The following is a 21974-nucleotide window of genomic DNA, read 5'->3' on the forward strand; positions in this document are numbered from 1 at the left end:
TAACGACAATGAGTTCACGAAACCGTGGCTAGCGCCAATACGGCTCAGGACGGTTGCAAACACTGAGCCGCATCGCGTTAGCGACGGTTGATCGAGCGCCCTTGTGGCTTGGCAGGAAGAGCATCCAATGCTCTCGTTAACACATCAGCCGCTGAGCGTTAGCTCACGGTTAACGACAATGAGTTCACACAACCGTGGCTAGCGCCAATACGGCTCAGGACGGTTGCATACACTGAGCCGCATCGCGTTAGCGACGGTTGATCGAGCGCCGTTGTGGCTCGGCAGGAAGAGCATCCAATGCTCTCGTCACAACATCAGCCGCTGAGCGTTAGCTCACGGTTAACGACAATGAGTTCACACAACCGTGGCTAGCGCCAATACGGCTCAGGATGGATCACCAAATGACATGCTAAGCCGGTTCGCGATAGCGATGGTTTTGCGGTTGCTGGCTCGATTGAGGAGGCGGAGCCTGGAAGACATTGCATGCGAGGCGGGAGCCTCGCACGAGGTGTATGTTGTATGTTCACACAACCGCGGCTAACGCCATTCGGCTAAGGACGGTTAGATAACTTTCCGATCGCCAAACACGTTTAGACGGTGGGATCTAGCCCGGTCATCGTCGAGGTTCCGCTGGAAAACTCTCCGAGCGGCAACCCGGTTTGCTGCAGCACCGACACAAACAACGTTGCCAACGGATGATTGTCTTTCCGATCAAACGCGAGATGCTTGCCGTGCTCAAAACCGCCTCCGCCAATTAAGACCGGAAGGTTTCGATTGTCGTGGTTCGATGAATTCCCGAGGTTGCTGGTCATCAACACCGATGTCTGATCTAGCAGATTGCCAGTGGGATCATCAAACGATGCCAACGACCTGAGAAAATCTCCATAGGCGGCAACGAGTTCATCTTCAATCAATGCCAACTGCGCCAACTTTTCGGGATCCTGTCCATGATGGCTTAGCGTGTGGTGCCCTTCGTCAACTCCATCGATTGGCAGCCGATGATTGCTTCCGGGAATATTCAACGTCATGAAACGAGACGAGTCGGTTTGCAACGCCAACTTCATCACGCTGAGCATCATTGATAGACATCCGACGACATCATTCTGGCTCGGGGGCACAGGCCGCTTCTGATCGACCACGGGTTTAGGAAGCTTTGCCCAACGCTCGTTGGCCGCCATGTGGCGTTCCAATTCGCGTACGCTGGTGAAGTATGCATCTAAACGTTGTCGATCGCCGGAACCGAGCTCTCTCTCCAAACGCTTCGCATCTTCACCGATCACGTCCATGATACTTCGACCTTTGCGAATCCGATCGGCCTGACGCACCTGTTCTTTTGCGGTGTCATCGATAAACAGCTGCGCGAACAACTTGGCCGGCGAACTCTCCGCAGGAATCATCGCCCCGGTATCGGTATAGGAAGGGCTTTGCGATCCTCCTGTGCTTAATACCAGGGATGGAAAGCGTGTCGCGTTTCCAAGACGCTTCGCGAGCATCTGGTCCAGCGAGATGGTGTTCTTTGCCGCACCGCTATTTCCAATCGGAGTGGCCGTCAAAATACTTGCTTCGGCCCGGTGCCCGTTGGAAACACCGGGGTGATGCGTCCCTGAGACGACACTGAATTTTTCTCGGATGTCTTGTAAAGCTCGCAGGTAGCGTGACGGTTCATACTGCTTGCCTGGGTTCTCAGGAAACAAGTTGTCTCCCAGCAACCCCAAACCTGTGGAAATAGAGACGAATCGCCGCGCAGGTCGCTTTGGCTCTTTCGCCCCGACCGATTGCATTGCCGACAGCCATGGCAGCGTCATCGCGACTCCGCTTCCGCGAAGCACAGTACGACGATCCAAACTTTCACGCGGAACCGAAGCAGATTTCATCTCACGTTTCCTCAGTGCAACTCGTTTGTTCATGGGACGGCATCCACTTATTTGTTCAAGAAAATTTGACTGGTCACAGCCGCTTCGATCAGCGAACGCAATCCGTAGTTTTGACCCTCGGCACGATCAATAATTTCATCAAGCTGTTGCGTATCCGAGAAAGTCATCGGCCCGCCGGTGGCATACACAAGCAACTGTGAAACGAAATTTTTGGCGACACGCCGATCAGCCTTTGCAGCCAATTCACGAAACTCGACAAAGGAGTCGAAGTGCTCTCCATCGGGCATCTGATAGGAAGCGTCGATGACCGGACCTTGCCGATATTTACCCGATCGGCGAATGAGGTAATTGCTTCGCCAACGGCCTGCGGCGTCGAATTGCTCCAACGCAAAACCAGGAGGATCAATCATCGCATGGCAAGACGCACATGACGTATCCTCGCGGTGCTTGGCGAGCATTTCACGAACGGTTTTGGCACCCCGCACATCGGGCTCAATCGCGGGGACATTCTCTGGTGGGTCAGGGATCGGAATCCCCAACAAACGATCACAAATCCAAACGCCCCGTAACACCGGTGACGTATCGGTTCCATTCGCCGTCACCTTCAAGACCGAACCGTGTGTCATCAATCCGCCTCGATACTGATGATCGCGTAGATCAACGCGTTGCCACTGTGACGGTTCGATCGATTCGTCAATGTCATAATAACGAGCGAGTCTGTCGTTTAACCACGTGAAGTCACTGTCGACCAATTCCGATGCGGGGCGGTTCTCAACGACCAAAGTTTTCAGGTACCGACGTGTCTCTTCCAGCATCGCGTCTTGGACCACCAAGTCAAACTCCGAAAACATCCGGCGATCCGGTTCGGTAAATGCGATGTCTGCCAAGTCCAACCATTGATCTGCGAAGTCATTGATAAAGTCATCCAGATGGTCACCCGCGAGTAAACGATTGGCGTGTTCTACAATCACAGATGGCGACTTTAGCTTTCCCAAATCTGCCGCAGCACGAAGCTCCGAATCTGGCATCGAACCGACAAGCAAGTAGCTCAGCCGACTGGCGATTGCGTACTCGTCCAACTCGCCGGGCGTCTCGGTAAAGTAGATCATTCGTGGGGAACAGAGGATCGCTCGATAAGCTTGCCTTAACACCGAGACAAAGTCTTGCTTGGCCTTCAAGCCACTTTCAATAATCTCACGATAGAGTTGAAACGTCGGCTCATCGATCGGTCGACGAAAGGCAAGCTCAGCGAATCTTCGTGCTTGTTCGATCAACGCCTCCGCAATCGCTTCGGGTTCATCGGCTTGAAATTCAATATCCCAAGCTTTCTTCTTCGCATCCCACTTCGCGTTCAAATCACCAAACAGAGAACGCTTGGTCTGTTCCACCGTACCGCCGGGATAAATTCGTTCCAGCGTCAGGTGGTGCATCGCGATGCCGGGAACTTTTTGTGGCTCACCTTCACCAACACCAACTTGCCCGCCGCGAAACTGAGCTTTTTTCAGCGTATTGTCAGCGGGACGGATTTCTAGCATGTGGTCTTCTTCGATCCACGCGACAAACTGATAGGTCTGCGGCTGCTCAGTCAATTCGATCGAATCAATCCAGTGCATCAATGCGGCAGTGGAAACGCATTTGCCGCTGCGTATCGAACACCAAACGTTGCGGTCTTTGGGTGCTTTGATCGAAGAGGCATCCAAAGTGATCCGATACCACCCCGAATGATCGACTGTCGAACGTGAAATGCGACCGTAAAACGCCATCGTCGACATCCAAATCACGGCCGCCTCCTCACGCAATTCCGGGTCACGGTTGCGTTGCCCAGGACGCTTATTGGCAATCCGCTTGGCCGGCAAATCAATCACCTCCGGCTTTTCAGCATCACGTAGTTTCGCAAACGCGGCGTCAAGCGCGACGTCGACAACTCGCAGGTGATCTTCCAAGTGATAGTGCGACATCGACTGGGCATTAGCAATGTTGCGAAAGCCATCGATGCGGGGCTCTTCCGGCATCAAACGAGCAAGCGGAATATCAATGGCAAGGAGATCGCCCAATGTCGCAGAGAGTTGATCGTTGGTAAGCCTTCGAGATTGAACGCGGCCGAATTGTTGATGTCGCCGTGATTGAGACGACAAGATTGAACGCTTCAGCTGATCGAGGAATGGTTCTCGCTCTGATGCATCGATGGACGCATCTTCCGGAGGAGGCATCTCGTTCTTATTCACGCGTTCAAATACACGAATCCAACGATGCAGTTCCTTTTCGGTCGCAGGTCTGTCGAAGACATCTTTGGGCAATGTCCCTAAATCAAATCCGCCTTCGCCATCGGCGCCGTCATGGCAATCGACACAGTGCTCGCTAACGAAAAGGCCCAGCGATGAGCCTAGCGTTTGAGAGACTGAAGACTTGTCCGGCTCACTGGACAGACATGTGCTTGGCAAAGCAAAACCGGTCAATGCGAAGCAGCCAACCAGATATACCAGCGGCGCATTGAAAATGAGGCAAGACTGCATCGTTTGTCAGTTCTGTACGTAGAGGCGGGATCAGCTGGGAAATCGATTGTTTCCTAATTGACTTGGAATCCCGTCGCAAACAGTGCTCGCAGCAGACAATGCTCAGGAGTCCTCGTCACTGGACCGGCAAATATCGGTGGGACCGGTCGGCAGCTGACGTTCCCCCATTGTACAGCATGGGGGACTTAAACCGAAATACAATCTGCGGCATGCCGTTGGCCAGCGCAATCGCTGGCGAGACTTCGCTAGATTAAGGATGTCGATCGCCGCGGGCGAGAATCGCTTCAATCGCGGCTATTTGTGGGCCAAAATTGCCTTTCTGACCAGATCCTGATCAACATCGCCAACCAATTCGACGTGGCCGATCCGCTTTGGCAAGATGAAACGCAATTTTCCATGCGCGACCTTTTTGTCACGCATCATGACCGGCAACATCGCATCGACATCAGCATCGGGGAACCGAATTGGCAGCTCGCAACGCTGCAACAACTGGGTTTGCCGCCGCAGCAACTCGGCATCACAAAGATTCAAATCGATGGCCAGGCTTGCCGCCATCTGCATCCCGATCGAAACCGCTTCGCCATGAAGCAGTTTTCCATAACCTGCGGTCGCTTCGATCGCATGGGCGAACGTGTGTCCGTAATTCAGAATAGCGCGACGGCCGCTGGTTTCGCGTTCGTCTTCACCGACAACGCTTGCTTTGGATTGGCAGCTGCGAGCAATGGAGAAACGCAACGCTTCGTTTTCTCGGCCTACCAGCGTTTCGGCATTCTGATCGAGATATTCAAAGAACTCCGCATCATCGATCACGCCGTATTTAACGACCTCGGCGAGACCACTTCGATAGCTTCGATCGGGAAGCGTGTTCATGACATCGGTGTCAATCCACACCAATTCAGGCTGCCAAAAGGCACCCACCATGTTTTTCGCCCCTGACAAATTGATCCCAGTCTTGCCACCGACACTGCTGTCGACCATTGCCAACAAAGTTGTCGGAACTTGAACGAAACGGACACCGCGTGCGAACGAGGCGGCTACGAATCCGGCAAGGTCACCGATCACCCCGCCGCCGACCGCGAAGACAACCGTTTTGCGATCGGCTCCTTGTGAAAGCATCCATTCGAGCAGCGTTTCGTATTGCTGCACTGACTTGCTCGGTTCGCCTGAGGGAACTTCGTAGATCGCTGTTCGCTGGGTGACCGTCTGCAGTTGTTCTGTCAACGAATTGGCGAGCGGAGCGACAGCTTGGTCACAAATCACCAACGCATGAGTCAGATCGCCAACGGCAGATTTCACCGCAGCGGCAAAACGCCCGGTTGCCGAAGACACGATGTGGATTGGATAACTACGGTCCCCCAAGTCGACCAAGACGGTGTTTCCGCCAGGCGCGGCGGCCAAATTCGGTTCCATGTTGCTATTCGGTTTGGGCGGGATGCTAATCGAAAGAATTGACTGTGAATTGCGGTTCGGATGAGCGGTTGGATGCTCGTTTACCAGCAATCGGACTCTTCCGGCTGGCGAGTTGTCGCATCCCAATCAACGTCCCCACCAGCCAATCGACAGAAACGCGAGGCAGTTTAACCCATGCAATCTCCATCCGACGACCGGCCCTCGCCACAGCCTGATTCTTCGCCAACCGATTCCGAGCCCCGAGCTGAAGAACACGCCAGCAAAAACACTCAGCCACACGCAGACAAATACAACGACCCACGGGTCAAAATTACAACTCGTGGAATTCTGATCGGCGTCGCTATCGTGGTGCTCGGGTTCATGGGCAGCCTACTTAGCATCTGGGCGCGACGGACCCAGTTGGAAAAGTCGACTGAGTTCTGGGGTGATGAAATCATCGCAGCTTACCAGCTCGCCGAGGAGGTTGAACTGCACCCCTCACTTGGAACCGAACCAACGGCTCCGCAAACAGAAGAAGGCCAGCCAACTGCAGAGCCATCCGAAGAAAAATCCGAGCAAATCGCATCGTCAGCGACGAAGGTGCGACTGAGCGGCATGCCGGGGCTTGGGCATCTTCGCCATGTCTTACTCGACGACCGATCCTACCAGTGGGATTCGATCAGTAGCCCGGGCCTTTCCATCGATCAGTCACCACCAACTCAAACCGAGGGGCTGATGGTGCTTAAATGGACCGACCCGACTGCAAATCGCTTTCCCGATATCGAGATCGCAATCGATACCGACGAGGGGTGGGTGGGTGTCCTTGGCGGCGAACGGAAGGTGCGACTAAACGAACGGTACCGCAATGCTGTTCCCACATACCTAAAAAGAATCGCCGACTTCGAGCCGATCCGCGTGGAAAATCGAAAAGACCGGACCGAAGACGAAGAAGGTTGACCGTCGCTTGCGATTGTACGCAGCAGTTTCTTGGCTGACTGAGTACAATTGAATGTTGGAAACCGTTAAAGAAATCGTGGGTACTCGGCCTCACCCTTATCACTTCTCTTGGTCGAGCACTGGTTCGCCGCACGTTGGCTCTCCACCAGCTAACCGGTATCCCCCCATCATTTCATCTCGCCTTCTCTTCCAGGAATACCGTCCGTGAGCACGACAGCTGATTCGAACGAGTTGCCAAACTCTGACGCATCCACGTCGGCGGACGCGAATCCAAATCGCGGTGGCAACCGGACTGTCGCTGGGCAACCAAGCAATGCCGTCGATGATCAAGCGGCAACGGACGCGTCCGAAGAAAGCGAAGACTTTGGCACCGACCGACGATTTGTCGTGTTCCAAGCGATGCCCGCTTGGCTGGTCAGTACGCTCGTTCACGTTTTGATATTGGTCATCCTGGGCTTGGTCTCAATTGCAGACCCGATTCAGATCGTCAATGTGCTGACCGCATCGAGCGCTCAAGACAACGGTCCCGAAGTTGAAGAACTTTCGATCGAAGACTTTGATCCTGGCGATATCGCCGAATCGGAAGAGGTTGTCGAGCAAGTCGAAGTGACCGATCCGGTTGACGTTGTTGAACCGGTTTCGATGGAAACACCGGTCATGGATATCGCGACCGTTCCGTTGGACATGAGCGATTTTGCGGTCGACGTTGCCCCTGCAGCAACATCGTTGCAGTCCATGATGACAATGAACATGAGCGCGACCGATAGCCGTTCGTCCGACATGAAAAAGAAGTTGCTTCGCGAATACGGCGGCACCGACAGCAGCGAAGCCGCGGTCACAGAGGCTTTAAAGTGGTTTTCGCGACACCAAATCAAAGCTGGCCCAAACGCGGGTGCATGGACCTTTCAACATGAAATCGTCTGCAACGGAGCATGCGGAAACGGATGCACCAAAGAAGGCCGCGCGAAGCAGCTTAATGCCGCGACATCACTAGCACTGCTGCCGTTTCTTGGTGCCGGACAAACACACATCAAAGGCGAGTTCAGCGGCGTTGTCATGGGCGGACTTCGTTTTCTGGTCCAGAACGGAAAGCCCGGCAAAGAACGAGGCTTGCCATACATCGATTACCGCGGTGGCGGTTCAATGTACGACCACGGACTAGCTTCGATCACCCTTTGCGAAGCTTACGCGATGACGGGTGACCCAGAGCTTGCCGGCCCTGCACAAGCATCTTTGAACTTCATCGCCTTGACGCAGTGTGCTGACGGGGGATGGCGCTACGGTATCCGTGACAGCAATGGCGGCGACACCTCAGTCGTCGGCTGGCAGGTCATGGCGCTCAAGAGCGGCCACATGGGACACCTGATCATTCCACAGAACGCGATTCAGGGTTCGATCGCTTTTCTGGACAAGGTGGCCAGCGATGGTGGTTCAATTTATGGCTACACCAATCGGGTTGCCGATTTTCGTCCCGCCACCTCTGCAGTCGGTCTGCTGTGCCGCATGTATACCGGCTGGGACAAGAATCACCCGGGCATTCAAAAAGGCGTTCAGCACTTGGCAAAACGTGGGGTCATCAAGAAAGACCTGTACTACAACTACTACGCTGCACAGGTACTTCGTCACAACGGTGGTAAAGAATGGGACAAGTTCAACACCGAACTGCGCGACTGGTTGGTTGAAACCCAAGACCAGAGCCGCGGTGCGAAGGGCAGCTGGTACTTCCCAGGCGTTAACCACCTCTCCGAAAGCGGACGGCTCTGCCTGACTTCGTTCGCCACGATGATCCTGGAAGTCTACTACCGGCACATGCCGCTCTACGCCGAAGTTGCCGCCGAAGAAGAATTCCCACTCTAAGCGGTGTCCCGCCTCGGTTGCTACCGTCGGCGAAAACGCTGCTAGCGGTATTTTCGGGACGTCCTGCTGACGTTCCTGGTCAGCGAAAGTTTGGCGCCACTTCCGTGATTGCGTCCAAACCGTCATACTGCCGGGCTTTTCCCCAGGTCTGCCCTTCAGCGTGACAGGTTCGGCATGTTTGAAGACAAAATCAGCTACAGCGGCGTCACCTTCGATGATGTTCTTCTGGAGCCTCGATACAGTGAAGTTGTCCCCAGCGAAGTCGATGTTAGCAGCCATCTGACTCGGCGCATTCGCTTGCAAATCCCCTTGTTGTCCTCTCCCATGGACACCGTCACCGAAGCCGAAATGGCGATCGGACTCGCCAAAGAAGGCGGGTTGGGGATCATCCATAAAAACCTTTCCACCGAAGCACAGACCGAAGAGGTCTTGAAGGTCAAGCGTTCTGCCAACGGCATCATCGTCGACCCCGTCACGCTCCCCCCGGGCGAGAAGGTTGGCCGAGCTGCCGAGCTGATGGACCAAGCCAACGTCTCCGGCATCCCGATCGTCAACGAGGACGGCACGCTAGCCGGAATTCTCACCCGGCGCGACCTACGCTTCCTAGAAGACCCAAACCTCCCAGTTTCCGAGGTCATGACCTGTGAGAATTTGGTGACGGGAACGGGGAATGTAACGCTTGAGGAAGCTGAGCGAATTTTAACGGCAAAAAGAGTCGAGAAACTCTTACTGATTGACGAAGATAGAAAACTAACGGGTCTGATTACCATTCGCGACATCGACATGATGAAGCGATTCCCCCGTGCTTGCAAAGATCCGCAAGGTCGCTTGCGTGTCGGTGCAGCCATCGGGGTTGGCGATTTAGCCCGTGCTGAGCAGTTGATCAAACAAGGCGTAGACTTGCTGGTCGTCGACTCGGCTCATGGCCACAGTAAAAACGTGGTCGAAACGGTCAAAGAGATTAAAGCACAGAAAAGCTGGGACATCGATGTCATCGCGGGTAATGTCGCGACTGCCGAAGGTGCCGAAGCCCTGATCAATGCAGGTGCAGACGCAATCAAGGTTGGCATTGGCCCCGGGTCGATTTGCACGACTCGTGTCATCAGCGGTGTCGGCGTGCCTCAGATCTCCGCGATCATGCGAGCGACCCAGGTCGCAAACAAACAGAACATACCTGTCATCGCCGACGGCGGCGTTCGCTTTAGCGGTGACATTACGAAAGCCATCGTTGCTGGTGCCAGCACCGTGATGATTGGCAGCCTGTTTGCCGGACTGGCCGAAAGCCCCGGCAAAGTGATCCTTTACCAAGGTCGAACGTTTAAGGCGTACCGAGGGATGGGATCGATGGGTGCCATGGTCAAAGGCAGCAGCGATCGATACCGCCAGAAAGGCGTGCAAGCTGGGAAGCTTGTCCCTGAAGGCGTTGAAGGCCGTGTGCCTTACAAAGGTCCGCTAAGCGATTACGTCTACCAACTGGTCGGCGGATTGCGTGCGGGCATGGGATATTTGGGAACAAGGACGATCGAAGAGCTGAAACGCGATGGAAGGTTCATCCGTGTTTCGGCCGCGACGGTAAGGGAGAACCATCCGCATGACATTGCGATCACGCAAGAAGCGCCCAACTACAGTCCCGATGTCGGGTCATCCGACGCAGGCTAATGACAGTCGAGTCCGCCCGGCACGATTGCTGCTGGGCGCCTTGGTGGCATTTGCGCCGCTGAGCGGATTGGCGCTCAGCGAGACGGCTTTCGCTCAACAGCCGCAGACGCAGTATCATTCCTCCGCCAACCAACAGTCCTCGACAACCGAAGGCTGGAATCTCCGTTGGCGAAAAAGTTCTCAAGTAGCGCCCGCCCCCGCTCATGTCCCTCAGTCGGACGTGTTCGCTCAACCAGCGGCGACGACAAGCCCTCGCCATGTTGCTGCCCTGCGAGCAAACTCGGGAGCTAACTCGCAGGCACATGCCGCGGTGCAGACTGCCCACCACCAACAGGGCAGCAATGTCTTTGCGCGGCAACCCAACCAGCAGGCCATCCAACAAGTTGCCCATACAGAAGCAGCTCCGGCGAATTCGGGTTTGGGACAACCGCAACGCGGTCCGGTAGCGAATTACCGACGTGCAACTCCGATCGCCCAAAACCAGTTGCAAGAACGCTTGCCGCGTCCGGAAGATTTCTTTAACGATCCATTTGCTGATGGAACCAATGCTGGCGGACAAGCTGTCGCTCGCGTTGCGGCGGTACCGATCCCGGTTCCACAAACCGAAGACGAACCTGCGGCCAAAGGTTTTGGCTTGCCCGATACACTGGCTGATCCGAACAGCGCGCCCTCGAACGACATGCGATCAAACCCGTTCCGCAACGGAGCGATCCCTGATCCGTCGATGCCCAATCCAGCAGCAGAGCAACTGAGCCCTGCGGCAGAACAACTCGGAATGCCAGGTCAGCCTTCTGAGCAAATCCCAGTGCCGGATCCAGAACTGCCGATGCCCTCGCAAGCGGCTCCGTCCCAGCCTTCACAAGGACGCTCGTCACTACGTGGCTTGCTGAATGATCCGGACTTGTTTCCAAAACAGCAGGCGGATCAGGCAGCGGAACAACCCGTCGAAGAAATCCCAGCACCGTCGGCTCAGCCAGCTGACGCGATGGATGACTTTCGGTTCACACCGCCAGCACCATCCAACCAATCGGGGCGTAGCGAGTCTTCACCAAGCGACAGACCTTCGGATCGCTTTGGCGACGATGCCTATAGCGATACCGCAATGTTGCGATCGAACGAATTGTCTTGCGAAGACTTCCGAGAACGAATCGCCAGAGAAACGATCGATAAGATCTCACTGGATCCCAGCCCGCCGTTCCGACCAGACCTGTTTGATCCAGAGGATTACGACCGGCAGCGAGAAAAATTCGAGCAGCGTCAATCGGTTCGTGCGTGGAGCAATCTGAACGGCCAAGAAGTTGCCCGAGGAAAGTTGATCGGACTAGCTTATGAGCAGGTGATCATCGAAAACGAAGCCGGCCAACGCCAAGAACTGTCAGTCCATCGCATCAGCGAAGGCGATCTCGGATACTTGGCTGACAACTGGGGACTGCCGAAGGAATGCTTGGTTGAACAAGTTGCCTACACACCGCGAACTTGGTCACCAATGACGATGACCTGGAAAGCGTCCAACCTATGCAGCAAGCCGCGTTACTTCGAAGAAGTCAACTTGGAACGCTATGGTCACACGGCCGGCCCATGGCTACAGCCCGTCGTTTCGTCCGCACACTTCTTTGCCAACATCGCCGTCTTGCCATACAAGATGGGCATTCACCCACCAAACGAATGCGTCTACGCACTTGGCTACTATCGACCGGGCAACTGTGCCCCTTGGATCGTACCACCAGTGCCAGTTAGTGCCCGTGGAGCTTTGGCTCAAGGGGCATTCATGAGCGGTGCATTTTGGCTGGTTCCCTAGCAGCCTGTCGATCTTCTGCTATCGCCTTTTGCTTCATAGACCAGCGTACTTTCCCGCTGGCTTTGCGGACCGAGTCCAGCTTCCTCCTTTGCGACCTGACCGATGGCACAAATCGACAACGTTGATCTTGCCAAACTGAAACGCGTCGCCCACGCCTTCGTTCAATTTTTCCCAGCGCAACTAACGATCGGCTTGGTCGGAACACTTGGTGCCGGTAAGACAACGTTGACGCAAAACATCGCATCGGCGGCGGGCATTGACCCGGAAGATGTCACCAGCCCGACATTCACGTTGCTATCGAGCTATGCAGCAAACGTCGCGGCCGGTCCGATCACACTGCATCACCTGGACGCATATCGAGTTCACGACGAAGACGAATTCTTGGAACTCGGTGTAGAAGAGTTATTCGATTCACAGGAATCATGGGTGCTGATCGAATGGGCTGACAAAGTCGAAGCGGTCATGCCGCGAAACACTCTGTGGATCACGATCGAACCCACCGATCCAAGAAGCCTGCTGTTGCGCTGCGATGACCAAAACATCCAACACGCTCTAAGACAGATTCAGTCGACCGTCGAGGCAGCGTCCTAGCTGATCGAATCGCACACGCAATCAATCGGTCGGGCGTTTCTGTTCCAGCCAATCTTGCTGCGGAACCGATGTAGGATTCTCGATCGCCCAGGTCGGTTTCGGAAACCATCGCAGGCCACTGATTCGCGGATACGATTCCCAGACATGAGCCTTAACGGGATCTGTCACGCGCAGGTCGTTCGCCTGACGCAAGTAATCGTCCAGCTGGTTTGATAGCTCAGCATGAACACTGTCAAGCTTTGGGTTTCCGATCAGATTGTTCATGCAATCGGGGTCGGCTTGGATATCGAAAAGCTCTTCCGCGGGACGCAATGCGACCGACGCATCCAGCAAGCTTTGAATAGGCAGCTGGCTCTTGTTGGCGATCATAAAATCTAATGTTGGGCAGGCGTCGATGTCATGGTATCCACCGTCCTCTGGGCCCAACTGACTTTTGACGATCCCGCCCTCGCTGTCGTAGGTCACACGAGAGTATTTCTGCGGTGAACCGGCAGGGTACCGTTCCGGTGTGAAGTTTCGGATGTAGAGATACGACTTTGTTCGGACGCAGCGACAGGGATATCCGAGCGTGTTGAAACGGGACGATGAATGTCGCTCGCGTCCACTGTAAACATACTCTCGCGGTTGCCAGTCGACCGAAGGCTCACTACGAAGCAGCGGCATCAAATCGATCCCGGGCATCTGCTCGGATTGCTTCGCTGTTACACCGGCGGCGGTGAATAGGCTTTTCGTAACATCGATCAAACTGACCAAGTCATCGTTAACTCGCCCGCCGGGAACCGAATTTGGCCATGCGATCGCCAAAGGCATATGAATCCCATATTCATACAAGTTGGCCTTTGCACGAGGAAACGACATGCCGTTGTCGCTCGTCACGACAACCAACGTGTTTTCCAGCAGCCCATCGTTCTCCAGTTGGTCAAGCATCTTGCCTAGATGTGAATCAAACCACTCGATCTCATACATGTAGTCAGCGATGTCTTCGCGGATCTCGGGCGAATCAGGCAGGAAGCCAGGCACGCGAACTTTGTCGGGGTCGACACCGTTCTGCTTTCCTAATCCCTTGCCAAAGACACGGTGTGGCTCGGTCGCACCGAACCAGAAACAGAACGGTTGATTGTCTTCACGTTCGTTTAAAAAGTCTGCGAAGTTGGCTGCATAGTCGTTGGATGAGATTCCGGGCGGTGACTTGAGCTTCTGTTTTCCATAGGACTTTCCGGCTGGATTGTGGGGCCAACCCAAAGCTTTTCCGGGTCCCCAACCTTTTCCAGTCATACCGACGTGGTAACCCGCTTGCTGCAACTGCTGCGTGTAGACCGGAAGATCGGTTGGAAAGTAGCTTGCATGTGTACCGGCTTCGCGCAACTGCCAAATTTCTCGCCCCGTCAAAAACGCCGCCCGCATCGGACTGCAGCCAGGTGCTGGGGTAAAGGCGTTTCGAAATAGAACGCCAGCTTTGGCAACGCGATCGAAAGCAGGGGTTTCGATCGCGGGATCGCCATACGCGCTCGCATGGGGATAAGACTGGTCATCAGAAATTGCAATCAACAAATTCGGACGCTGCTGCTCGGCTTGAACAGCGGCCGCAGCCGTGATCAAGAGCGCAAACACACAACAAACGCGATGAGGAATCAACATGGCAGGAGGAATGACTAGAGGCGGGGTAGACAGTGATGCCGTTTTCGATAGCGAAGCGGGGTTTCACCGATATGTTTTTTAAACTGCTGCGTAAACGCACTTTGATCACAGAACCCGAACCGGGATGCGATTTCACCTACGCTGTCATCAGTGTGAATGAGTGCGTCACTGGCCGCTTTGATGCGTGTCTTCGCCAAGAACTCTTGGACATTTAAACCGAACAGTTGGACGAAACGGCGATGCAACTGCCTTGATGAGATGCCGGCGATCTCAGCCAATTCGGTGACGCCGATCTTGCGATCAAGGTTCTTGTGGATGAAGTTCAAGATTTCATCGACTTCGGAATAGGCTTGAATCTCTTCTTTGGCGCCGCTGTAGTCACGCACGGTTCCCATCAATCCGATGATCGATCCGTCTCGGCCACGTACAGGCAGCTTCGTCGTTACAAACCAATCGAGCAGTCGTTGTTCCGTGTACCATATTTCGACTCGATTGATCAGCGGACGCCCGGTTCGCATCACGGACAAGTCATCACGAACAAACTCTTGCGCCAATTGCGAAGGGAAGTGATCGTAATCGGATGTACCGATGATTTCGTATTCCGTGTTGACACCCAACCGTTTCAAAATGGCTGTGCTGGCGCCCATCATCCGACTGTTTGTATCTTTGAAAAAGAAATACACATCGGGCAAGAAAGCGAACAGTTCCTGAAACTGCTGTGGGCCTCCCATCCGATCGAAGAAATCGGCCTGCATCGGATGGATTGAAGATGTTGTAGTCGTACTCATATTCAAAAAGATGGCGTCTCGCGAAATGCACCCCAACGCCGTTGTGACACAGCGACACCGTGCGAATTCGAAACAGCTCGTAAGTGGCAACGAACGCGGAAACACATTATGGTCGCCTAGTCACCAGCGATGTTGGAAATTCTGATTGCTGGCGGTCCCGATCTTGCTTGCCGATCATGTCTTGACAGGCAATCACCGGAGACAGCCTGGGGGGGGGCAGTGATCCGAATGCCTGTTTTTCAGACCACGCCGCCGATGATTCACAGGACGCCCGAAAGCGAAATGTGTAGAATCGGGCCCTTCGATCTTCCCACCCGCATCCTCCTGCCTTTTAACGAGCCCCCAAATGCGTTTGCCATCCAAGTTGCGTTCGCTCGCTGCAATGCCAACTGCTTCGCTTGCAATTTCTTCTGCCGCCATGGTCGCCGTTGTTTGCATGGTCGCTGTGGGAATGAAAACGGCCGATGAGACCGGTGCCCAGGTTGGCACCTACGCGACCCAATTCCTAAGCCAACTTGACGAAGGCCAAAAAGCCAAAGCCGTCATGGACTATGACAGCGACAAACGCGTCGAATGGCACTTCATCCCCAAAGACACCCGCAAAGGCTTGGCCTTGCGTGAGATGAACGAAGCACAACGAGTTGACGCACTACGAATGCTTCGTGCCGCCCTTAGTGAAGCCGGCTACAAGAAAGCCAGCCGAATCATGTTGATGGAAGGCCTTCTTCGTGAGCTTGAAGGCAAAGACCGACGCTGGGAACGTGACCCGCAAAAGTACTTCGTCACGATTTTTGGGACGCCTGGCGACGAGGGCAAATGGGGCCTTAGCTTCGAAGGTCACCACATGTCGATGAACTTTAGCTTCGAAGCTGGCGCGTTGGTCGACAGCAGCCCACAGTTTTTCGCTGCCAACCCAGCGACCGTCATGAACGAAGTGCCTGAACTTTCCGGCAAACTGTTGCCCGGTAAAGGCACTCGGATCCTGAAAGACGAAGAACAATTGGCATTCGACCTGATCAATTCGCTCGAAGGCGAAACCAAGGAAACCGCGATCATCAACCAAGATGCGTTTGATGAAATTCGTTTTGCCGGTGAAGCTCAAGCCGCCGTCGGCGAACCCGAGGGCGTTACCTACAAATCACTCGACGAAGACGCAAAGTCACTGCTGGAAAAGCTGGTCATGACCTATGTCAATGTCGTAGCGGAACCGGTTGCAAACGACCGTCAAGCGATCATCGAGGAAGACGGCTGGGACGATGTGCACTTCGCATGGGCCGGTGCGACTGAACCCGGAATCGGACACTACTACCGAATCCGCGGCAAACGATTCTTGATCGAATTCGTCAACACGCAAGCCGATGCGGCAGGCAACCCAGCCAACCACATCCACTGCGTCTGGCGCGACCTATCGGGTGACTTTAACCTGGAACCAGCTGCGGCTGAGTAATTCAGTTAGCTATTGTCCGCAGCGGGCAGAGCCCGCTAAGCATTGTGTGACAAGGCGGGAGCCTTGTCACAAGTAAACGCAATCCTCGTCGCAAGGCTCCCGCCTGCCGATCCCACCAGCAAGCTAAGCATCGTGTGACAATGCGGGTGCCTCGTCGCAAGTAAGCGCAATCCTCGTCGCAAGGCTCCCGCCTTGCGACGCACTGCAATGCAGACTCCGCCTGCCATCTCCAGCAAGCTATTTAATCCCAACGATATAGCAGATCCAGCTCGGATCACTATCGGCGGCCCCACAGCGATACCATCCGCCGTCAAGCTCGGGATCCTCTTCGTTTTCGCGTTCCCAATACACTTGGCTCTCCCGAAAACCTGCTTCGTGAAGCATCTCGCGAACTTCGGGGATGGTCCAAAAACGCCAGTGATATTCAAAGGCGCGTTTCAGCTTGCTGCCGTCGGGAAATTTGAAAGAGATCGAGAACGAAGCGTCGGCGGTGATCGGGTTGAATGATTCTTGCGTCCAGTGATAGGCAAAGCCATTCTTGCCTTTCTTGATCGTTCGTTTATCCGTGTGCTGCTCCGCGTAGCACTCGCCGCCCCCCATCATGTCCATCACCATGATGCCGCGTTCGTCCAAGTGCGACAGCGCGGTTTTGAAGTATTCAACCACTTCGGCGCGAGTCTTAAAGATCCAGAAGGAAAAGTTCTGGGCCGCCAAGACATCGACCGGTTCGGTATTTCCGTCGCGAACGTCTTGTTCGAGCAACCGGACACGCTCTTGCTGCTCGGGTTTCAGCCGTGCCAGATTATGGTCTCGGCCCCACTGAAGCGTTTCACTGCACAGGTCGACGCCGACCGCCGTACGTCGTTTACTGGACTTGGCCCATTCGCAGCAGACCGCAAAAGTGCCGCAAAAATCTTCCCGCAGGGTCAATGGCTTGCGGTTATAGGCTTCACGATAAGCTTGCTCGAAGAATTCGACTTCGTGATCCGGAGTTTGAACCGATTTCTGATACAGGTCAAACTTGTCGGCTTGTTCGGCGGCCGTCGGTTTCTGCGGTTTGCTTTGTCGTTTTCCCACGGCTATCGGTCACCAATGATGTTGCAGATACAAAGAAGCGTTGTCGTGTGGTGAAGCCGGGCTAGTGGACGATTAGCCAATCCAAAAACAAAGCCGGCTCAAATTGAACCGGCTTATTCTATTCATGGAAGTCAAAATTTCACGGTCACAATGCGGATCTGCCGAACGGATAAATCACAAATCGCTTTCGCCCCGGATCGGTGGTTTCACCGATGATTTGCAATAGGCCGAACCGGCTATCCGAACACGGACCTAGCGACGTGCCATACGACGTGCGATCGCTTCGGTCGGAAGCGGCATGATTTCCGCAGGACCACTGGGATTGAACAGTGCGTCGTCGCGAGTCTGCTCGTCTTCAGGCTGCTCATAGGTGACTAGATAAGCACCGATGATGTCGCCGGACTTTTCATAAACCGGTGGCCAAAATTCTTCGCCACGAATGGCGAGTGTCTTTGCCAACAACCGAGTCGCCCGGCCCGAGAATCCACTAAGGACCATGTCCAATCGCCCCAGAGCTTCACGATAAATGTAGAACACCATTGCGGTGTCCTTGTTTTTACCGCCGGCAAATTCCCAAGTTCCATCGTCTTTTTCGTAATAGAACCCTGGCTCGGGTGCGTCTTCGTTCTTGCTAAGCCGTGTCCCCGCCGAAGCGCTATCGGGTTTGGGGTCGGTATCGCGATAACGCAGGAAGAACGGGCAGGACCGAGCTTGAACATCGTCAACATCGTCTTCGGTGACGAATGGCGTGAAGCCAAAGACGTCCGAGAACAGAAGCTCGACAACAGGGTTACTTTTGATACTGCCGACGCAGATCAAACCGCGGTCACCGGTCGCGTCGACGAAGCCGTCAAAAACTTCTTCGGCTCGGCGGCGAACATCCTGAGGCTCAACTTGGCCAGGGCTCCAGACCAGAGTCTGCTGGAAGCGGTCCGGCATCGGAACTTCGCGTTTCTCTTCGCCCGGCTCGGTTTCTTTGTGCTTAGCAACGCCACCCAAGGTGGAAACGCCGCTCAAAACTTCGCCCACCAGGACCGAGTCACTGGCGACAACGGAAGCACCTTCCGGGGTCGCGTTGGCGTCCGTTGCACGGACACCGACAATGATTTCGATCTCACTACGGCGGGCGATCAATTCCCAGAAGTTTTCTGGGTTAACCGCGAACAATGCACCTGGCAATTGCTCGGCGGTGGCATGACCTTGATCGATCAAGTAATCACATAAGCGTGATAATGCGTCCAGCGGAATGTACTTGGCTTCATTCTTCAGCAGTGACGCCACCTGATGGCGGTCCAGCCCCGTATGTTCGACGATCGATTTGATCGTTCCGGGACGTTTACGACGGTCAGGTGTATGGCCCAGCAGCTCAGCTAGCCGAAATGCGTATCTCATTTTCAAATCTGTTTCGAAAAAGGCTCTCGTGATTAGCTTGCCGCGCGGTCCGCCTCGAATACGCACAGCTGTGTCAGTTTCGTCGATCGTTCGACGCCCGACTACCCCACAACAAGCGAGTCAACCAGTATGCAATCACGCCCAGCGAAAGTGTGCCTAGTCCTACAGCGGCCTGCACGGGAACCCGTATGGCCGTCAGTGTAGCAATCATTAGGGTGCCGAACACGTAAATGATCGGAACCAATGGAAAAGCCCAGTGTGGCAACAATGGCTCATCACGCTTATGCACGACGAACACCAGTGCCCCACAAAGTGCCGCACACACCGAGAGTGTGAATCCGAGGTAGTTTAGTTGCTCCCGAAGCGATGCAATGCCAATGAAGAGGCATCCCAATACCGCCTGGGTAAAAATTGCCGGGCGGAGGTTCAAACCCACCGCCTCGTCAGAACTTGTTAGATGGCCGGCCAAAAATTTTGGTAGTAGTCCATCTGATGCCATTTTGTGATAGACCCGTGGTCCCGTTTGCGTCAACGCAAAGACGGATGTTACCAACCCCGCTAGGATCGCGATCCACACCAAAGGCCCAACATAATGCCCCATTGCGAAGCCATTGGACATCATTTGGTTCCCAATCGCAGATGCGGCTGCCGTGGCAATATTAGGATTCCCCGTCACTTCATCGGCGGGTGGTGCGAACACAAACACACCGTTCAAAACCACATAGATGACGGTCACTCCGACGGTCGCCCCTAACATCGCGCGAGGGACATCCCGCTGCGGATTTTTTATCTCGCCGGTCATATAAACCGCTGCATTGAACCCGCTATAGCTAAGCGAGATCCAAGTCAGCGCGTTTGCGAATACAAAAAGATGTGCCCACGTCCAAACTTCTGACGGCTCGCCGCCGCCACTTACCACCCTTGCGCCGCCTTGCCAATTAGGAAAGTCCACCAAAGCGATCAGTATGAAAAGGCCAACCAGTATGAACTTAAATATGACAACAAAGTTTTGAATTCGTGTTCCGGGACGCAATCCGATCCCGTGCACGACCGCCGCGACCACCACTAAGAAAACTGCAAAACTTCCTTCCGGGATCGAAGCCAGTGGCGGCCACTGGGAGACTCGTAAATATTCCTCAAACGTCGTCGCCGCAAACGCCATCGCGCCTGCAAAGCCTGCGATCATCGACACCCACCCGGCCATCATTCCGGCAGCCGGATGAACCGCTCGCGCTAAGAAAAGATACTCGCCACCGGATTCGGTAAATTTCTGAGCCAAGGCTCCGTAACAGATCGCGCCGCAAATCGCGATGACCCCACCAATCGCCCACGCGAAGACAACTTGGAATGGCGAACCGAGATCGGCCAAAGTAAATCCGCTGGTGATGTAAACGCCCGCCCCGATCATGCTGGCTGCGACAATAGCGCCAGCCGAAAACGCACTCAGCTGATGTTCGCTCGTTCGATCATCTTCACCACTTTTCAGTTCGTCCGTCACGCCAAAATCTCGTTTACAACCCGTCCGCCTTCGACCCCGGTCAATCGTTGATCGAGTCCCTTGAAAGCGTAAGTAAAGCGATCGGAATTGATTCCCATCAGATGCAATATCGTCGCATTGAGATCACGGATATGCACCGGATCCTTTGTGATGTTGTAGCTGAACTCGTCGGTTTCACCGTGAACGACGCCGCCCTGAGTCCCGCCACCTGCAAGCCAAACTGAAAAACATTTCGGATGATGATCACGACCGTAGGTGTCTTTGGTCAATTTGCCTTGGCAATAAATCGTCCGCCCGAACTCGCCCCCCCACACGACCAAAGTGTCGTCAATCATCCCGCGCTGACGAAGGTCGGTTAGTAGTGCCGAGCTAGGCTGGTCGACATCACGGCATTGGTTGGGAAGGTCTTTGGGAAGGTTGTTGTGTTGGTCCCATCCGCGATGAAAAATCTGAGTAAAACGCACTCCGCGTTCCGCCATTCGTCGCGCCATCAGACAGCAGTTGGCAAACGTTCCGGGCGTGGTCACGTCTGGGCCATACATATCCAAGATGTATTGAGGCTCATCGCTGATATCAGCCAAATTCGGAACGCTGGTTTGCATCCGAAAAGCCATTTCGTACTGCGCGATCCGGGCGTGGGTCTCCGGATCTCCCACCGAATCGGCCGTCATCCGATTCAGCCGCGCGAGCGAATCAAGCATCTCTCGACGCACGCCGGCGCTAACGCCTTTTGGGTTAGACAAATAAAGGACGGGATCACCGGTGCTGCGCAACGCGACACCTTGATACTTGCTTGGCAGAAAACCGCTTCCCCATAGCCGGTTGTAGAGCGCCTGGGCTTCTTTACGACCGGTCCACGAAGCCGTCATCACAAGGAAAGCGGGAAGGTTTTCGTTCTCCGTTCCCAAGCCATAGCTAAGCCATGATCCCAAGCTGGCTTTTCCTGGAAGCTGATCGCCAGTGCAAATATAGGTAATCGCCGGATCGTGATTGATCGCCTCGGTATGCATCGAACGAACGATTGCCAGTTCATCAACGTGCTTTGCCGTCTGTGGCAGCAGCTCGCTGACCAATGTCCCCGATTCACCGTGAGGCGAAAACTTGTAGACGCTTGGTGCGATCGGAAATCGAGATTGCCCGCTGGTCATTGTTGTCAGACGCTGCCCCATGCGGATCGAATCGGGCAGATCTTTATCAAACCACTCTGACATCGTGGGCTTGTGATCCCACATGTCGATCTGACTGGGGGCGCCAGACATAAACAGATAGATTGCTCGCTTTGCTTTTGGGGCATGGTGCGGGAGCGACGGCAAGCCACCCTTGGCTTGACTGCCAGCCGGCTGCGATGTTGTGCCGCGACCTGATGAAGTCACGAGTGAGCTTTCTGTGCCAGAAGCATCGAGCGACGAAAGCGCGGCCAGCCCAAGTCCAGCCGCGGAACGCGAGAACAGCGATCGTCTGGTCAACGCTAGCTGGTGTTCTTGCTGCAAATTCAT

Annotated in this window: 15 protein-coding genes; 6 read left to right on the forward strand and 9 right to left on the reverse strand. The window is 54.7% G+C overall.

Going from position 1 to position 21974, the window contains the following annotated elements:
* Positions 1 to 590: 590 nt before the first annotated feature.
* The 3 genes from LOC67_RS08655 to aroB form a co-directional block, all read right to left on the reverse strand.
* Complete coding sequence (locus LOC67_RS08655) at positions 591 to 1874, reverse strand: DUF1552 domain-containing protein (RefSeq protein WP_230262191.1); 1284 nt, start codon at positions 1872 to 1874, stop codon at positions 591 to 593.
* Between the two features lie 47 nt (positions 1875 to 1921).
* On the reverse strand, positions 1922 to 4387 hold the full coding sequence (locus LOC67_RS08660) for a DUF1592 domain-containing protein (RefSeq protein ID WP_230262192.1): 2466 nt from the start codon (positions 4385 to 4387) through the stop codon (positions 1922 to 1924).
* Between the two features lie 294 nt (positions 4388 to 4681).
* Positions 4682 to 5797: a 3-dehydroquinate synthase gene (gene aroB, locus LOC67_RS08665; RefSeq protein WP_230262193.1), complete on the reverse strand. Its 1116-nt coding sequence runs from the start codon at positions 5795 to 5797 to the stop codon at positions 4682 to 4684.
* A gap of 174 nt (positions 5798 to 5971) precedes the next feature.
* Here aroB and LOC67_RS08670 point away from each other — a divergent pair, with 174 nt between their 5' ends.
* The 5 genes from LOC67_RS08670 to tsaE all read left to right on the forward strand — a co-directional run bounded on the left by LOC67_RS08670 (position 5972) and on the right by tsaE (position 12638).
* The gene (locus LOC67_RS08670) at positions 5972 to 6733 is read left to right on the forward strand and encodes a hypothetical protein (protein ID WP_230262194.1); all 762 of its coding nucleotides are present in this window, start codon (positions 5972 to 5974) and stop codon (positions 6731 to 6733) included.
* Positions 6734 to 6937: 204 nt separating this feature from the next.
* Complete coding sequence (locus LOC67_RS08675; RefSeq protein ID WP_230262195.1) at positions 6938 to 8590, forward strand: hypothetical protein; 1653 nt, start codon at positions 6938 to 6940, stop codon at positions 8588 to 8590.
* A gap of 174 nt (positions 8591 to 8764) precedes the next feature.
* A complete protein-coding gene (gene guaB / locus LOC67_RS08680; protein ID WP_230262196.1) occupies positions 8765 to 10249 on the forward strand; it encodes an IMP dehydrogenase in 1485 nt (494 codons plus the stop codon).
* Complete coding sequence (locus LOC67_RS08685; protein WP_230262197.1) at positions 10224 to 12047, forward strand: hypothetical protein; 1824 nt, start codon at positions 10224 to 10226, stop codon at positions 12045 to 12047. Before guaB ends, LOC67_RS08685 begins: the two co-directional genes overlap by 26 nt.
* A gap of 102 nt (positions 12048 to 12149) precedes the next feature.
* Positions 12150 to 12638, forward strand: coding sequence for a tRNA (adenosine(37)-N6)-threonylcarbamoyltransferase complex ATPase subunit type 1 TsaE (gene tsaE, locus LOC67_RS08690; protein ID WP_230262198.1), 489 nt, complete (start codon positions 12150 to 12152; stop codon positions 12636 to 12638).
* A gap of 21 nt (positions 12639 to 12659) precedes the next feature.
* Here tsaE and LOC67_RS08695 read toward each other — a convergent pair whose 3' ends face one another.
* Entirely contained in the window at positions 12660 to 14276 is a 1617-nt protein-coding gene (locus LOC67_RS08695) for a sulfatase (RefSeq protein ID WP_230262199.1), read from the reverse strand.
* Positions 14277 to 14290: 14 nt separating this feature from the next.
* Positions 14291 to 15064 carry an AraC family transcriptional regulator gene (locus LOC67_RS08700; protein WP_230262200.1) on the reverse strand — a complete coding sequence of 258 codons (774 nt, stop codon included), beginning with the start codon at positions 15062 to 15064 and terminating at the stop codon, positions 14291 to 14293.
* Positions 15065 to 15410: 346 nt separating this feature from the next.
* On the opposite strand from LOC67_RS08700, the gene LOC67_RS08705 reads away from it, so the two are divergent.
* Positions 15411 to 16511 carry a DUF3500 domain-containing protein gene (locus LOC67_RS08705; RefSeq protein ID WP_230262201.1) on the forward strand — a complete coding sequence of 367 codons (1101 nt, stop codon included), beginning with the start codon at positions 15411 to 15413 and terminating at the stop codon, positions 16509 to 16511.
* A 237-nt stretch (positions 16512 to 16748) separates the two neighbouring features.
* On the opposite strand, the gene LOC67_RS08710 is transcribed toward LOC67_RS08705, so the two are convergent.
* From LOC67_RS08710 to LOC67_RS08725, 4 genes are all read right to left on the reverse strand, one after another.
* Positions 16749 to 17588 (reverse strand): hypothetical protein, encoded by an 840-nt coding sequence (locus LOC67_RS08710; protein ID WP_230262202.1) that lies wholly within the window; start codon positions 17586 to 17588, stop codon positions 16749 to 16751.
* A 252-nt stretch (positions 17589 to 17840) separates the two neighbouring features.
* A complete protein-coding gene (locus LOC67_RS08715) occupies positions 17841 to 18980 on the reverse strand; it encodes a helix-turn-helix domain-containing protein (protein WP_230262203.1) in 1140 nt (379 codons plus the stop codon).
* A 73-nt stretch (positions 18981 to 19053) separates the two neighbouring features.
* Positions 19054 to 20478 (reverse strand): APC family permease, encoded by a 1425-nt coding sequence (locus LOC67_RS08720; RefSeq protein WP_230262204.1) that lies wholly within the window; start codon positions 20476 to 20478, stop codon positions 19054 to 19056.
* The gene (locus tag LOC67_RS08725) at positions 20475 to 21974 is read right to left on the reverse strand and encodes a DUF1501 domain-containing protein (RefSeq protein WP_230262205.1); all 1500 of its coding nucleotides are present in this window, start codon (positions 21972 to 21974) and stop codon (positions 20475 to 20477) included. Before LOC67_RS08725 ends, LOC67_RS08720 begins: the two co-directional genes overlap by 4 nt.

It is taken from the genome of Stieleria sp. JC731, from assembly GCF_020966635.1.
Taxonomy (GTDB): Bacteria; Planctomycetota; Planctomycetia; order Pirellulales; family Pirellulaceae; genus Stieleria.